13 protein-coding genes are annotated in these 15,190 nt (G+C 58.4%); 8 read left to right on the forward strand and 5 right to left on the reverse strand.

The genetic code is table 11. The features are described 5' to 3' along the window. Positions 1–13: 13 nt before the first annotated feature. Together ACYSMN_RS00410 and ACYSMN_RS00415 are read right to left on the reverse strand one after the other, a co-directional pair. Positions 14–1,270, reverse strand: a complete 1,257-nt coding sequence (locus ACYSMN_RS00410) for a chorismate-binding protein (RefSeq protein ID WP_488921847.1) — start codon at positions 1,268–1,270, stop codon at positions 14–16. Next, on the reverse strand, positions 1,267–1,719 hold the full coding sequence (locus tag ACYSMN_RS00415) for a hotdog fold thioesterase (RefSeq protein ID WP_488921848.1): 453 nt from the start codon (positions 1,717–1,719) through the stop codon (positions 1,267–1,269). Before ACYSMN_RS00415 ends, ACYSMN_RS00410 begins: the two co-directional genes overlap by 4 nt. An 82-nt stretch (positions 1,720–1,801) precedes the next feature. Between ACYSMN_RS00415 and ACYSMN_RS00420 the strand changes: the two genes are divergently transcribed. The 8 genes from ACYSMN_RS00420 to ACYSMN_RS00455 all read left to right on the forward strand — a co-directional run bounded on the left by ACYSMN_RS00420 (position 1,802) and on the right by ACYSMN_RS00455 (position 12,213). Further along, positions 1,802–2,419 (forward strand): histidine phosphatase family protein, encoded by a 618-nt coding sequence (locus ACYSMN_RS00420; RefSeq protein WP_488921849.1) that lies wholly within the window; start codon positions 1,802–1,804, stop codon positions 2,417–2,419. A gap of 655 nt (positions 2,420–3,074) precedes the next feature. Further along, positions 3,075–4,883, forward strand: a complete 1,809-nt coding sequence (locus tag ACYSMN_RS00425; RefSeq protein WP_488921850.1) for a pyruvate dehydrogenase complex dihydrolipoamide acetyltransferase — start codon at positions 3,075–3,077, stop codon at positions 4,881–4,883. 371 nt (positions 4,884–5,254) lie between these two features. Next, positions 5,255–7,846 (forward strand): TonB-dependent receptor, encoded by a 2,592-nt coding sequence (locus ACYSMN_RS00430; RefSeq protein WP_488921851.1) that lies wholly within the window; start codon positions 5,255–5,257, stop codon positions 7,844–7,846. 130 nt (positions 7,847–7,976) lie between these two features. Next, positions 7,977–8,513, forward strand: coding sequence for an ATP-dependent protease subunit HslV (gene hslV / locus ACYSMN_RS00435; RefSeq protein WP_488921852.1), 537 nt, complete (start codon positions 7,977–7,979; stop codon positions 8,511–8,513). Between the two features lie 37 nt (positions 8,514–8,550). Then, positions 8,551–9,150, forward strand: a complete 600-nt coding sequence (locus ACYSMN_RS00440) for an STM3941 family protein (protein WP_488921853.1) — start codon at positions 8,551–8,553, stop codon at positions 9,148–9,150. 159 nt (positions 9,151–9,309) lie between these two features. Beyond that, on the forward strand, positions 9,310–10,281 hold the full coding sequence (locus ACYSMN_RS00445) for a deoxyhypusine synthase family protein (protein WP_488921854.1): 972 nt from the start codon (positions 9,310–9,312) through the stop codon (positions 10,279–10,281). Positions 10,282–10,447: 166 nt separating this feature from the next. Next, positions 10,448–11,557 (forward strand): AAA family ATPase, encoded by a 1,110-nt coding sequence (locus tag ACYSMN_RS00450; protein ID WP_488921855.1) that lies wholly within the window; start codon positions 10,448–10,450, stop codon positions 11,555–11,557. A 2-nt stretch (positions 11,558–11,559) separates the two neighbouring features. After that, positions 11,560–12,213 (forward strand): DUF4276 family protein, encoded by a 654-nt coding sequence (locus tag ACYSMN_RS00455; protein WP_488921856.1) that lies wholly within the window; start codon positions 11,560–11,562, stop codon positions 12,211–12,213. A gap of 67 nt (positions 12,214–12,280) precedes the next feature. On the opposite strand, the gene ACYSMN_RS00460 is transcribed toward ACYSMN_RS00455, so the two are convergent. The 3 genes from ACYSMN_RS00460 to ACYSMN_RS00470 all read right to left on the reverse strand — a co-directional run bounded on the left by ACYSMN_RS00460 (position 12,281) and on the right by ACYSMN_RS00470 (position 15,037). Further along, a complete protein-coding gene (locus tag ACYSMN_RS00460; RefSeq protein ID WP_488921857.1) occupies positions 12,281–13,129 on the reverse strand; it encodes an SDR family oxidoreductase in 849 nt (282 codons plus the stop codon). Between the two features lie 71 nt (positions 13,130–13,200). After that, complete coding sequence (locus ACYSMN_RS00465) at positions 13,201–14,052, reverse strand: oxidoreductase (protein ID WP_488921858.1); 852 nt, start codon at positions 14,050–14,052, stop codon at positions 13,201–13,203. Positions 14,053–14,134: 82 nt separating this feature from the next. Then, on the reverse strand, positions 14,135–15,037 hold the full coding sequence (locus tag ACYSMN_RS00470; RefSeq protein ID WP_488921859.1) for a helix-turn-helix domain-containing protein: 903 nt from the start codon (positions 15,035–15,037) through the stop codon (positions 14,135–14,137). Between the last annotated feature and the right edge of the window lie 153 nt (positions 15,038–15,190).

A 15,190-nucleotide genomic window follows, 5' to 3' on the forward strand; every position in this document is an offset into this window, starting at 1 on the left:
TAATTCTTAATTACTAATTAAAAATAGCCGCTGCGGTGTGCAGTTTGAGTTCGGTTTCCTGCCATTCCCGGGCGGGGTCGGAGTCGATGGTGAGGCCAGTGCCAGCGTAGAGTATGGCTTCTTCGGCGCGCAGCTGCATACAGCGCAGATTTACGTAGAGCCGCGCCGCACCAGCAGCAGGCAGGTTCACCGGACCCAGAAAGCCGCTGTAATAAGCCCGATCGTAGCCCTCGTGCTGCCGAATGAACTCCAAGGCGGCTTGGCGGGGCATGCCTCCCACGGCGGAAGTTGGGTGCAGCAGCCGCAGCATGTCGGTGCCCAAAGTGGGGAAAGGCACGCGGCGCAGGTCCACCGCGAAATCGGTGCGCAAGTGTAGTAAGTCGCCGGCTGCTACGGTGCGCGGGCCGGTTTCGTGGTATTCACGCAGTCGTAGCTGCTTGAAGCAGTTTACGATGTAGCGCGCCACCAGGGCCTGCTCCTCAATTTCCTTTTGCCGCCAAATGGCCTCATTGGGCTTGCGTCCCGGCGCCAACGGCTGCGTGCCAGCCAGGGCCATCGTACGAAACTGGCCATCTTCGGTCACCTGCACCAAGATTTCGGGCGTGGCGCCCAGCCAGGTACCCGCGCCGGGCGCACTCACTAGCGAGCAGAAAGCCGCCGGGTAGCGTTGCGTCAGGGCCTCGAAGGCTGCCAGCGCGTCGAAATCAGCGGGGAGAGGAAACCGGGCCGCTCGGCTGCTCACTACTTTCAGCAGCTCCCCGTTTTCAATGGCGGCCACGCTGCGTTGTACCAGAGCCGCATATTCCTGCTGCGTGGCCGCGTGCGGCGCTGGTTGGGCACTGAGATACCAGGGAAGGGTGGTTGTTGGTTGTTGGTTATAGGTTGTTAGTTGTCGGGAGGGCGCGGCCGGTTCTTGTAGTAATTCTTGGAGCTTGGGAAGCAAGGCGGCACCTTCGGCGTTGTGGTTTACGCGCACTTCATTGGGCCGGGTAGCGTCGAATACCACGTCGGCGGGCAGAAATAGCGCTGGGTTGTGGTCGGTGTCGCGGAAGGGGAAGAAAGCAAAGCCGGCCGGGGCTGTAGGTTCCAGCGCGGGCGGTAAGCCCGTCAGTGCCGCGTCTGCCGACAGGCTCAGGCACAGCTGCACCGCCGTTTCCTGGGGTAGCCGCCACAGTGCTACGGGCAGGCCGTGTTGCAGCGCGAAGGCAGCCAGTTGGTGCAGCCGTTCCGTAGCGGGGCCGGGTTCGGCCCACGTGAGCGTGTTGGTCATGCCTGGGTGGGCTGGGCCGTGGCGGGCAGGTCGATAACGGCCATGGTAATACGGCTAATGCAGACGAGGGTGCCGGTTTCTTCGTGGGTGATGCGAATTTCCCACACTTGCGTAGTGCGGCCCACGTGCAGCGCCGTGGCCCGGCCTACCACGTAGCCGGAACGCACTCCTTTGATATGATTGGCATTGATTTCCAATCCCACGCAAGCCTGCTTCCGTACGTCCACTTGTAGTTGCGCGCCTATGCTGCCCAGCGTTTCGGCCAGCGCCACCGAAGCGCCGCCGTGCAACAGCCCCATGGGTTGGTGGGTGCGGTGGTCGACGGGCATGCGGCCGGTTAGCGTCCGTTCGCCCACTTCGGTCAGCTCAATGCCCAGGTGTTCGCCGAGCGTGTTGCGGCACCAAGCGTTGAGCTGGTCCAGATCGGGGGAAAGGCGTTCCGTCTGCATAAGGAAGAAATAAAGGTCAAATCAGGGATTCCGGGGCGAAAAAGGTACTTTCGACCCCGAAACCAGCAAAGCTAGCGGGAAAGTGAGCGTCAAAAAAATCTACCTCATTCGTCACGGGCAAACCGACTTCAACGTGCGCGGCATCGTGCAGGGCAGCGGCGTCGATTCCAGCTTGAACGAGGCCGGCTGCCAACAAGCAGCCCGCTTCTTTGCGGCATATCAACACGTGAAGTTCGATAAAGTCTACACCTCCACGCTGCGCCGCACGCAGGAGTCGGTGCAGCCGTTCCTGGATCTGGGCCTGGCGCACGAAGCCCACCCTGGCCTGAACGAAATCAGCTGGGGCACGCGCGAAGGCACCCGTATCACGCCCGACGAAGACGCCGAATACCAAGGGGTACTCAATCAGTGGCATGCCGGCCAGACCTACGCCCGCCTCACTGGCGGCGAAAGTCCTGATGAAGTAGCCGCCCGCCAACGCCCGTTTATCGAGCTGCTCAAGACGCGCCCCGAAGAAGAAACCGTGCTGGTCTGTATGCACGGCCGAGCCATGCGCGTGCTGCTCTGCCAGCTCCTCAACTATCCGCTACGCTACATGGATTCCTTCGAGCATCGCAACTTATGCCTGTACCAGCTGCACTACACCGGCTCCATGTTCTCCGTGCGCAATTTCCTGGATGTTGCTCATCTAGAAGAGTAAGCAGAAAAGTAAATAAGCCGATAAGTGCGGTTGCGAAACCACGTACTACAGCCGCAACCACAGTTATGTAACTGAGGACGCAGCCTTCGGCTAGCGTAGTTCTCGTGCTTGATGTGACGCAGATCTGCCCGAAGTAAAAGAGGCTCTAGTCTCCGACGTAACGTCATTAGCTAGCCCCAGCGGGGCGGCATATCGGTAGACAGTGCTTTTCATACATTAAACCAAAGCCCCAGCGGAGCGGCACAAACCGTCCAACGATTTGGTGTCGCCCCGATGGGGCTTGTTCATTTTCTGACTCGTATAGTACTACCGATATGTCGCTCCGCTGGGGCTAGCGCAGACGGTGCGCGAAGTTTGCCGTTTGCTGGAAGGCTCTAGTTTATTGGGTAATGCCACGCAAGCTTGGCCTGAGAAGCTTTGCGTTTGTGGAGGTTGGTTGTGCGTTCAGCCTAAATAAGAGCCTTTGTTTGGATGTATAGCGTAGCGGCGTGGTATCCAGTGAAGTTGAAAACAGAGGGCAGTAAGGTTACCGCAACGTGCTTACGAACGAGGGTAAAACCATTACACAGCCGCTCCGTTGCCCAGTTACTCCCACCGGTTTGCGCCCCCGGAAATTCGGGCTAATTTTGGCGCTCTCATTCAACCGAAGAAGCAGATGGCCGAAATCATAAAAATGCCCAAGATGAGTGACACGATGACCGAGGGCGTCATTGCGTCGTGGCTCAAAAAAGTAGGCGATAAAGTGAAGTCCGGGGACATTCTGGCCGAAGTCGAGACCGACAAGGCCACCATGGAGCTGGAAAACTACGAGGACGGCACCCTGCTTCACATTGGCCCTAAACAGGGCGAATCCGTGCCAGTCGACGGGCTGCTGGCCATTGTGGGTAAAGAAGGCGAAGATATTTCTGCGCTGCTCAATGGCTCGGCCCCGGCGCCAGCTGCCCCGGCCGCTCCCAAGCCCGAAGCCGCTGCACCAGCTGCGCCCGCGGAGGCTCCTAAGCCACAACCTGCCGCGCCAGCCCCAGCTCCGGCTGCTCCCGCGCCAACTCCGGCCCCTGCTGCCGCTCCTGCGGCTGGCAATGGCAAAAAAGCCACCGTCGTGCGGATGCCTAAAATGAGCGACACGATGACCGAAGGCGTCATTGCTTCGTGGCAGAAGAAAGTGGGCGATAAGGTGAAATCAGGCGATATTCTGGCCGAAGTCGAAACCGATAAGGCCACCATGGAGCTGGAAAACTACGAGGACGGCACCCTGCTCTACATCGGCCCCAAAGACGGTGAATCTGTGGTGGTGGATGGTATTCTGGCTATTATCGGTGAGGAGGGCGCCGACGTGCAGGCCCTGCTCGGCGGGCAGTCGGGTGGTAGTGCCGCGCCAGCCGCCGCACCGCAGCCCGAAGCCGCTGCTCCGGTAGCTGCCAGCGCCGCACCCGCCGAAACGGCTACCGCTGTTGCTGCTCCAGCCCAACCAGAAGCCGCTAAGACAGAAGCTCCTGCCGGTGGCCGCATTTTCGCCTCGCCGCTGGCCAAGAGCATTGCCAAAGACAAAGGCATCGACCTGCACACCATCAAAGGCTCCGGCGAAAACGGCCGTATTGTGTCGCGCGATTTGGAGAATGTACAGCCGGGCGCTGCCGCTCCGGCCGCGCAAGCCACTTCTACCGCTCCGGCCGCCAACGTGCAATCCGAGTACATTCAGGCGGCTCTACCGGAGCAGCAACTGCAAGTCGCCACGCCCACCAAAGCCGCTGCTCCCGCCGCAACTCCGGCTACCCCGGCCGAAGGCACTTACATCGACACGCCGGTGTCGCAGATGCGCAAGGTGATTGCCCGGCGCCTGTCGGAAAGCCTCTTCACAGCGCCGCACTTCTACCTCACCATGGAAATCTTCATGGACCGAGCCATGGAAGTGCGCACCCAGCTCAACACGCTCTCGCCGGTGAAGCTCAGCTTCAACGACCTCGTCGTGAAGGCCGCCGCCGTGGCCCTGAAGCAGCACCCGGCCGTAAACTCCTCGTGGCTGGGCGACAAAATTCGCCAAAACAAAGTCATCAACATTGGCGTGGCCGTGGCCGTGGACGAAGGCCTGCTGGTGCCCGTCGTGCGCAACGCCGACGGCAAAGGTCTTTCCACCATCGCCACCGAAGTGAAGGCCCTGGCCGAGAAAGCCAAAACCAAGAAGCTGCAACCGGCCGAGTGGGAGGGAAGCACCTTCACCATCTCCAACCTGGGCATGTTCGGCATTGAGGAATTCACGGCCATCATCAACCCACCCGACGCCTGCATCCTAGCCGTAGGGGGCATCAAGCAAACCGCCGTGGTAAAAGATGGCCAACTGGCTATCGGCAACGTGATGAAAGTGACCCTCTCCTGCGACCACCGCGTGGTAGACGGCGCCACCGGCGCCGCCTTCCTGCAAACGCTGAAAAGCCTGCTGGAAGACCCCATGCGCATGCTTATCTGACAGTTGTAGATAAGCACTTACAACCAGAGAAGCCGGCCCCAATAGGTCGGCTTTTTTGCTGTTGGTGAGCCTGCAAACCATCGGCACTAAATGGTTTGCCGCCACGGAGAGAGAGGACGAGAGAAACTTCAGTTGCTGGACGGTTCAGTCGCAGAATAACACTTCAATTTGTGCAATAACACTGGTTGAGGTAGTAGGCCGAGAACAAGCATAACTACCCTTTTCTCCGCGACGCTGAAGTACCCGCACCTATCTCACTTCTCAGGTCTCACTGTCTCATGTCTCGCTACTTGTGCGTAAAAATTCTATAATTGCCGATAGGGGTGCTGCACTGCTAGCATTCCATTTCGACCATTTACTAACGTGAGCATATGAAACAGAACTTACTGACAATTACAATGTGCCTGGCTAGTGCCGCTGCTTTCGGGCAAAAGCAGGCGCTCAGTGGCCAAGTGCTGGACGCAGCCGGGAAGCCCATCATCGGGGCGACGGTAGTGGAAAAAGGTACCAACAACGGCACCGCAACTGGCCCTGACGGACGCTTCACCTTGCAGTCCCGCACGGCCACGCCCCGGCTTATCATCAGCTCTATTGGCTACACGCCGCAGGAGGTGGATGCGGCCAGCGGCTCGGTGAGTGTACAGTTGGCCGAAGCCAGTACCAGTCTGGGCGGCGTGCAGGTGGTGGGCTCCCGCAGTCAGAATCGGACCGCGACGGACACGCCTTCGCCCGTTGATATTATTGACGTGCGCGAGGTAACGGCCAAAACCGGGCAGCTCGACGTAAATCAGTTGCTTCAGTTCGTGGCACCCTCCTTCAACTCCAACCGCCAAACCGGCGCCGACGGGGCCGACCACGTGGACCCGGCCACTCTGCGCGGCCTTGGCCCCGACCAGACGCTGGTGCTAGTTAATGGCAAACGCTGGCACCAATCGGCGCTGGTGAATCTGTTTGGTTCGCGCGGCCGCGGCAATACTGGCACCGACCTCAATACGATTCCGGCCGCTTCTATTGAGCGCATCGAGATTCTGCGCGATGGCGCTTCGGCCCAATACGGTTCCGATGCCATTGCCGGCGTCATCAACATCGTGCTCAAAACCAGCGTGAAGGAGTTGACTGCCAACGTGAACTACGGCGCTTACGATGCCAGCTACCGATTCGACGACAAGAAATTCGACGGCGGCAATTTCAACGTTAACGTGAACTACGGGGTTGGAGTGGGGGAGGGCGGCTTCGTAAATGCCACGCTCGATTACAACCAGCGCGAGCACACGCAACGGGCCAACGTACCCGCTCCCGAAGGCATTCAGCGCCGCGAATATGGCGACCCGAAGGCTCGCAATATCTCGGCCTACCTCAATAGCAAACTGCCCATCAGCGAGAACGTGCACGCGTACGTGTTCGGGGGCACGAACTTCCGTAAGGGCGAAGCCTACGCCTATACCCGCTTCCCCACCATCCTGGATGACGACGACAACCCCATTCCCAATCCCCGCAGCAACTCCACGCTCTACCCCAACGGCTACGACCCCATCATCACCAGCGACCTTACCGACGGCCACGGTGTAGCGGGTCTGCGCGGAACATTCGGCGGCTGGGACATCGACCTGAGCAACGGCTTTGGCTCAAACCGCTTCGAGTACGGCGTGGAAAACACGCTCAACGCCACGCTAGGCGCCAGCTCGCCGAGAAGCTTCGATGCGGGCGGGTTTCAGTTGCAGCAGGATGTAGTGAACCTCAACTTCAGCCGCAATTACAAGACCGTACTACAGGGTTTGAACCTGGCGGTAGGCAGCGAATACCGGCGCGAGTGGTACCAGATTTTCGCGGGCGAGGAAGGCTCCTACGCCAACTACGACCCCGATTCGGGCCGACCCGCTGGCTCGCAGGGTTTCCCCGGTTTCCAGCCCCGCAACGAAGTGAAAGCCAAGCGGGACAATATTGGCGTGTATGCCGATGCGGAATTGGACCTCACCAAAGCCCTGCTGCTGGCCGGGGCAGTGCGCTTCGAAAATTACTCCGATTTCGGTAGCACTGTGACCGGCAAGCTGGCCACTCGCGTGAAGCTGAGCGAAACGTTTTCCTTGCGGGGCACGGTCAGCTCCGGCTTCCGGGCGCCTTCGCTGGCCCAGGTAAACTTCAACACCATCTTTACCAACGTGGTGGGCGGCGTACCGGTAGACATCCTGCTCGACCGCAACGATGGTCCGGTGTCGCGGGCGCTGGGCATTCCGGAGCTCAAGCAGGAACGTTCTCAATCAGCTAGCTTGGGCTTCACCGGGCGAGCCGGCTCAGTGCTGAGCTTCACCGTGGATGGCTACTTCATTCGGGTGAAAGACCGGATTGTGCTTACCGGTACTTTCGAGGCTGAAGAAGATACTGTTGTTCTTGCCCCAATTCTTACTCCTCTGAATGTGGGCCAGGCGCAGTTTTTTGCCAATGCCGTTACCACCGATACCTGGGGCTTAGATGCCGTGTTGGCCAATACGGCCACGGTAGGAGCGGGGCGCCTGAGCACCACGCTGGCCGCCAACCTCAATCGGCTGCTCGTGGTGGGAAATGCCAAAACGACCCCGCTGCTGCAAGGCAAAGAGGATATTTTCTTCGGCGTCCGGGAGCAGGCCTTCGTGAAAGCCTCGGCCCCGCCGTACAAAGTCAACCTCACCTTCGACTATAGCGTGGGCCGCTTCGGGGCGCTGCTGCGGTTCGTGCAGTTCGGCGGCGTGCGGCTCTACGACTACAATGAGGACATCAACGACTACTACGCCCGCCTCACCACGGACCTGTCCCTGTCGTACGCTCTCACCAACCAGCTGCGCCTGTCGGTGGGCAGTTCCAACCTCTTTGATGTGTATCCGAAGTTCTTCAATCCGCAAGCCACCGAAACCGGCGGCGCCTGGGACCCGGTGCAAATGGGCTCCAACGGCCGGTTTTACTTCGCTAAATTGCAGGCCCGATTCTGAGATGAGTGAATGAGTACAATGAGTGGGTGAGTGAATAATTACTGGTTCTGTGAGTAGTAGCACATCAGTAGATCGAACAACCAACGCATCCACACTCATCCACTCATTCCATCATTCACTCATTGAAACCATGAGAATACGTTCCACTACCGTGCTTGGCGTGCGGCACAACGGTGAAATTGCCCTCGGCGCCGACGGCCAGGCCACGATGGACAAGCACGTGGCCAAGAGCAACGTGCGCAAAGTGCGCAAGCTGCAAGACGGCAAAATCGTGACTGGCTTCGCGGGCTCCACCGCCGATGCGTTTATGTTGCTCGACAAGTTTGAGGAGAAGCTCAATGGTTACAGCGGGCAGCTGCGCCGCGCGGCTATTGAACTGGCCAAAGAGTGGCGCAAAGACCAATACCTGCGCAAGCTCGAAGCCATGATGGTGGTGGCCGACAAAGACGAGCTGCTCATCATTGCCGGCTCCGGCGACGTGCTCGAGCCCGACTCCGACGTGGCCGCCATTGGCTCCGGGGCCATGTACGCGCAGTCGGCGGCGCTGGCTCTCAAGAAGCATGCGCCCCACCTCACCGCCCGCCAAATGGTGGAGGAAGCCCTGCACATTGCTGCCGACATCTGCATCTACACCAACCACAACCTGATGATAGAGCAGCCTTCGTAAGGCTCGTTTCGCTCTTCAGTTTTTGTTTTTCGTGCCCATGCCGCCGCTCATTGTTCGTCCTTCGAAGCTGGTTTTTGGTTTGTTGTTGCTACTCTGCCTGCCATTTGCGCTGGGGGGTGCGCTCATGTTCACTGTTGACGATTCTGCGGAAGTGTGGGCTGTAGCGTTTTTCTTGCTGGCTTTCTTCGGCGGAATGGCGGGGTTCAGCCTCTGGCAAATGTTCCGGCGCAAGCCCCGCATGGTGCTCAACGACGAAGGTATCAACGACTACAACCTGCGCATGGGGGTGATTCCGTGGTCGGAGATTTTGCAGGCTTACGAGGCGCCGGTGCTCTGGTACAAGAACGTGGAGCTGAAGCTGCGCAATCCTGAAAAGTACCGCCAACGCCAGCCCGGCCTGCTCCGCGCCCTGGGCTCCTACAACGCGGCCCTGGGCGTTTCGCCCTTCACGCTCTACATGAGCAACACCGACACCAAGGCCAAAGTGGTGGTGGAGTACATCACGCAGCAGCTCGTGCGGCAGTGGCTCACCGCCGACCCCAACGCCCCGGCGCCGCCCTCGGCCACGCCGCTCTACCCGCACCTGCCCCGCCCCGCTAGCCCTACTACTTCTCCCGACGCCGAGGGCGAATACTAGGCCGTGTGGCCCGTAGCGCGGAAATTCGTTCCGCGACGAGCCGCCGGCAAGTGTGCCTTACGGCGACAATTATTGCCGAACTGGACTGCCGACAATGAACGATTTTTGCCTCTAAATTGATTGTAAACCGCACACCTGATAACCCCCGCACAAGCTGAAATGAACGTAACTAACTTCCTCAAGCACCACTACCGCCACTTCAACGCCGCTGCGCTCATCGACGCGGCCGAGGGCTACAACAAGCACCTCGCCGAAGGCGGCAAAATGATGATTACCCTGGCCGGCGCCATGAGCACCGCCGAAATGGGCATCCAACTGGCCGAACTCATCCGCCAGGACAAGGTGCAAATCATCAGCTGCACGGGTGCTAACCTGGAAGAAGACATCTTCAACCTCGTGGCCCACGACTTCTACGAGCGCGTGCCCAACTACCGCGACCTAACCGCCGCCGACGAGCAGGCCCTGTTGGAGCGCCACATGAACCGTGTTACGGATACCTGTATTCCCGAAGAGGAGGCCATGCGCCGCTTAGAACACTCGGTGCTCAAGTTCTGGGAGCAGGCCGACAAGGCCGGCGAGCGGTACTTCCCCCATGAGTTTTTCTACCAAATCCTGAAGTCGGGCGAGCTGGAGCAGTACTACCAGATTGACCCCAAAGACTCCTGGATGCTGGCCGCCGCCGAGAAAAACCTGCCCATCATCTGCCCCGGTTGGGAAGACTCCACGCTGGGCAACATCTTCGCGGGCCACGTTATTTCGGGCGACGTGAAGAACGTGCACACCGTGCGCACCGGCATCGAGTACATGATCTATCTGGCCGAATGGTACACTAAGAACGCCGTGGAGGAAAGTAAAGTGGGTTTCTTCCAGATTGGCGGCGGCATTGCCGGCGACTTCCCGATCTGCGTGGTACCTATGCTGCACCAGGACTTGCAGCGCACCAGCGTGCCGCTGTGGGGCTACTTCTGCCAGATTTCCGACTCTACCACGTCTTACGGCTCTTACTCCGGCGCCGTACCCAACGAGAAAATCACCTGGGGCAAGCTCGGCCAAGACACGCCCAAGTACATCATCGAGTCAGACGCCACTATTGTGGCGCCGCTGGTGTTTGCGATGGTGCTAGGGCAGTAAAAACTTAAGTTTTAGAATTGAATTGCAAACGGGCCGGCGAACTGACGGTCCGTTTGTTCAGTTCTAAAGTCATTAGAACCATGTGGAGAAAAGGTTGATACAGATACTCATAACCTGTCCTCGTTATCATGCATATTCTCTCCAACATTCAAATCCTCATTAGCCCATGAGCGACTACCAAAAGCTCCGCCGCGTGATTGTGCAGGGTTTCCGCTCGTTAGCGAATGTAGACCTAGAAATTCGTCCACTTAACGTTTTGATTGGTCCTAATGGTGCGGGGAAATCAAACTTCGTGGAGCTGTTCACCTTTGTGCGTACGGTAGTTAATCGTAACCTCCAGCTTTACACTGGAAGAGCAGGCGGAGCAAACAGGTTGCTGCATTACGGTACCAAAACTACACCTCGCCTGACGCTAGGCATTAGCTTTCCTCCTAATCATTATCAAATTCAACTTGTACCAACAGCTGCTGACCGCTTTGTTTTTGGATATGAGAATTGCTACTTCGATAAAGATTGGGGGCCAGGTACTCACGGTGAAAATATAAATAGTGGAGGGGAGGAGTCTGCTTTAGAAAAATTTGGATTTGAGCGTTTAGGAAGCGTTCCGAAATATATATATCAAACTCTACAATCGTGGCGTGTCTATCATTTTCATGATACGAGTGTCACTGCTGGAATTAAACAGTCAGTGCCGCGTTATGACAATTTAGTATTGAAAGAAGATGCGTCCAACCTGGCGGCATTTTTACTCAAAATAAGGGATGATAAAGCCCAGCTGCTGCATTATAAACGGCTGGTACGGACAATTCAATTAGTTATTCCGTTTTTCAAGGACTTCTTGTTTCGTTCGGCTGATAATCCACAACAATCTTTGTTATTGGAATGGCAAGACCGCAATTCCCCGGACACCGTCTTCAACGCCCACGATTTATCGGATGGCTCACTTCGATTTATTTGCTTGGCTACGCTGCTGTTACAACCGGAACTGCCCAGTGTTATTCTGCTCGATGAACCGGAGCTTGGTCTGCACCCCTCCGCCATTCATGTGCTGGCCGGTTTACTCCGCCGCGCATCCGACCGGGCGACCGTAATTGTTTCCACGCAATCCGTCAATCTGGTCAACGAGTTTGACCCGGGTGACATTGTTGTGGTAGACCGGAATGAGTCTGGCGGCTCGACATTCCAGCGGCAAAACAACGACCAATTAGCGGAGTGGCTGCAACACTACTCGCTTGGCGAGTTGTGGGAGAAAAACGTCATGGGAGGTACTCCATAATCATGATTCGAGTCAACATAACGGCCGAAGGACCAACTGAAAAACGCTTTGCCGAGGATATGCTTCGCCCGCATTTAGCGGCTTTCGGCAAGGCTGTTTATACGCGTTGCATCAAAACCAGCAGTACGCAACGCGGCGGCTATACCACGTATGCCAAGGCACGCAATGATATCAAGCAGTGGCTGCTGCAAGAGCCAACGGCTTGGCATAGTACCATGCTTGATTTATATGGATTACAAGGCGATTTTCCCGGCTATACTGAAGCATTAGCCATGCAGCCACATCCTAAAGCACAGCATATAGAGCAGCAGTTCGCGGCGGACGTGGCTCACCCTCGCTTCATTCCTTACATTCAGTTGCACGAGATGGAAGCTCTTCTCTTCACCGACCCCAACAAAATGTACGAGGTATTGAGCATGGACCGCCCTAGACTTCCGGCCGATTATTTTATTAATATCCGGACCAGTTACTTATCACCAGAGCACATCAATAATGGACGAGAGACAGCGCCTTCACGCCGCATTTTGTCGGTTTGCGGCTCATATGATAAAGTAGCTGAGGGCTTACTTATTTTGGAGGCTATTGGCCTTCCCGCTCTTCGAGCTTCCTGCTCACATTTTGATGAGTGGCTCACTAAACTTGAAAAATTAAGCTAATCAAACTACAAAAAAGCCCGCCGCTGAAGTCAGCGGCGGGCTTTTTCTTGGTAACGTGGCAGGCTTCCTACGCTTCGGCAAAATTAGTGGCGGTGGCCGCGGCTTGCCACTGCTGCATGTCGTGCTGCACGGCTTCAATCTTTTGCTTGGCTCCTTGGTAGGCATCTTCGCCTAGAAATAGGTGCAGGGGCTGCTGCTCGGTTTCGCTCACTTGAATCAGCAGAGCGGAAGCTTTTTGCGGGTCGCCGGGCTGATTGCCGTTGATTTGCTGCTCGTGCAGGGCCTGCGAGTCGCGCACCGATTGGTAGGCGGCCAGCGGGTGCTGGGGCTTGCCCATGGAGCCGGCCGACAGGAAATCGGTGCGGAAGTAACCGGGCTTTACAGTAGTGACCTGAATGCCGAACGGCTGCACTTCGGCCGCGTAGGACTCGGTGAGGCCATCGACGGCAAACTTAGTGGCGCAGTACACGCCCCAGCCCGGAAAGCTGCCCGTGAAGCCGCCGATGGAGGAAATGTTGAACACGCGTCCGGCGCCTTGCTGGCGCAGCTGCGGCGTGGCGTGGCGCAGCACGTTCAGCAGTCCAAACACGTTCACGTCGAAATTCTGCCTGGCCTCCTGGTCCGATAGTTCTTCCAGGGCGCCGAGCTGGCCGTAGCCCGCGTTATTGACCACCACATCGAGCCGGCCAAACGTGGCTACGGTCTGGGTGATGGCCTGCTGCACGCTTTCCTCGTTGCCGAGGTCGACCTGTAGGGGCAGGAAGCGGCCATTCTCGGCGCGCACGGCGCGCTGTAGCTCGGCCAGATTGCGGGAAGTGGCGGCCACGGCGTAGCCCTGGGCCAGCAGTTGTTGCACCAGAATCAGACCTAGCCCCTTGGAGGCGCCGGTCACGAACCAGACCTTGTTGGTTTGCATGAAAATAAATGGTTGGAGCACCCGCCGGGCGGGTACGGGGTGAAAAGAAAAGCCGGGGAGTGGCGCCGGAACTAGCGTGCTGGCTCGGCGGCGAAATCGGTGGAGTAGGTGAGGGGCTGCCAGTGCTCGAACTCTTGGCGCAGGGCATCAAGCTTGTGGTGGGCGCGCTGGTAGGCGTCGGTACCGAGCAGCAGGCGCAGGGGCGGCTGGGCTTCGGTGGCCACCTGCATAATGGCCGCGGCGGCTTTTTCCGGGTCGCCGGCCTGGCTGCCGTTCAACTGCTGGTAGTGGCGGTGCGAGTCGCGCACGGCCTGGTAGGCCTCAATGGGCTGCCGGGCCAGCACCAACGACTCGGGAGAGAGGAAGTTGGTACGGAAGGCCCCGGGTTCGATCAGTGTGACCTTAATGCCCAGCGGGGCCACGTCCTGAGCCAGCGCGTCGGAAAAGCCTTCCACGGCAAACTTGGTGGCCGCGTAAATGGCCCAGCCAGCGTTGGGCGCCAGCCCGGCAATGGACGACACGTTGATGATGTGCCCGGCCCGCTGCCGCCGCAACTGCGGCAGCGCGTGGCGAATCACGTGCAAGGCGCCGAACACGTTTACGTCGAAGGCCTGCCGGACTTCGGCGTCGGTCAGCTCCTCCAGGCTGCCGCCGATGCCGTAGCCCGCGTTATTGACCACCACATCGAGCCGGCCGAACGTAGCGACGGTCTGGGTTATGGCCTGCTGCACGCTGGCCTCGTTGCCGAGGTCTACTTGCAGGGGCAGGAAGGCAGGAGAAGCCGCCCCAACGGCCTCCGTGAGGCTGTCGAGGCGGCGGGAAGTGGCGGCTACGCGGTAGCCAGCCAGCAGGAGTTGTTTCACCAGCGAGAGGCCCAAGCCCCGCGAAGCGCCGGTAACGAACCAGATGTTTGACTTGCTCATGACTTGCTTTGTTTGTGTAGCACAAAGCTAGAGCAGCCTTAAGCCCAGGAGCTTATCGGATTCAAACCGATGCTTACGAAAATCAAACAGCCCGCACGGCGGTAGGCGTGGTGCCGGCAAGCTTGCGGAAAAAGTTGTTGAAGTGCGCCGGCTCCTCGAAGCCCAGCGCGTAGCCGATTTCCGACACGTTCCAGGTGGTGTGCTTCAGCAGGGCGTGTGCCTCCCGGACCAGGCGCTCGGCAATGAGCTGGGTGGTGGTTTTGCCGGTCACTTCTTTCAGGGCCCGGTTGAGGTGGTTGACGTGCACGGCCAGCTGCCCGGCGAAGGCATTAGCGTGGCGTAGGCGCACCCGCTGCCCGAGGCTTTCAATCGGAAACTGGCGCTCCAGCAGCTCCGTGAACAGCGACGCGATGCGCGTGGCGGCGGTGCTTTCCTGGTAGAGCGTGGTGGCGGGTTGCAGCTTGAGGGCGCCGTGCACCAACTCAAACACGTAGGTGCGCAGCAGGTCGTATTTGAAGGCGTAGGCGGAATCTATTTCCGTAAACATCTTCTCGAACAGCTGCCGGAAAGGGCCCAGCTGCTCCTCGTGCAGCGCGTACGAGGGCTGGCCGCCCGGCTCAAACATCGGCAAAGGCAGGCCCGCCGCCCGCAGCTGGCTATGCAAAAAGGTTTCCGTGAAAATGCAGAAGAACCCGGTCTGCTCATCGTCGAGGGGCTCCCACTCGTAGGGCACCAGGGGGTTGGCAAACAGCAGGGCGCTGCCCCGGACTTCCACCGTTTTGTCGGCAAAATGATAGTTGCTGCGGCCCGTGACAAGCGTAATCTTGTAGAAATCCTTGCGGCTGTAGGGCAGGTGGCCGGCCTTGGGACCCACGAAATCATCGAGCCGAAACACGTTGAAATGCCCGATATCCTGCTTTAGGTTTTCGGGCAGCCAATGAATTTTTTGCTGGTAAAACTCTTCGAGGGTGTGGGTCTTGGGCATGGCATGAGGTTACGTAATTCAAACCGCATCCTAACAACTGCGGCTGCCTTCGGATGGTTTGGGCCGGAAACAAACCGCCCGCTGCTGCATGCAGCGGCGGGCGTTAGACTATGGGCGTAAGGAGTTGGCTTAGAGCCTATCCGACTAGGCAAA

It is taken from the genome of Hymenobacter sp. M1-2, assembly GCF_057808495.1.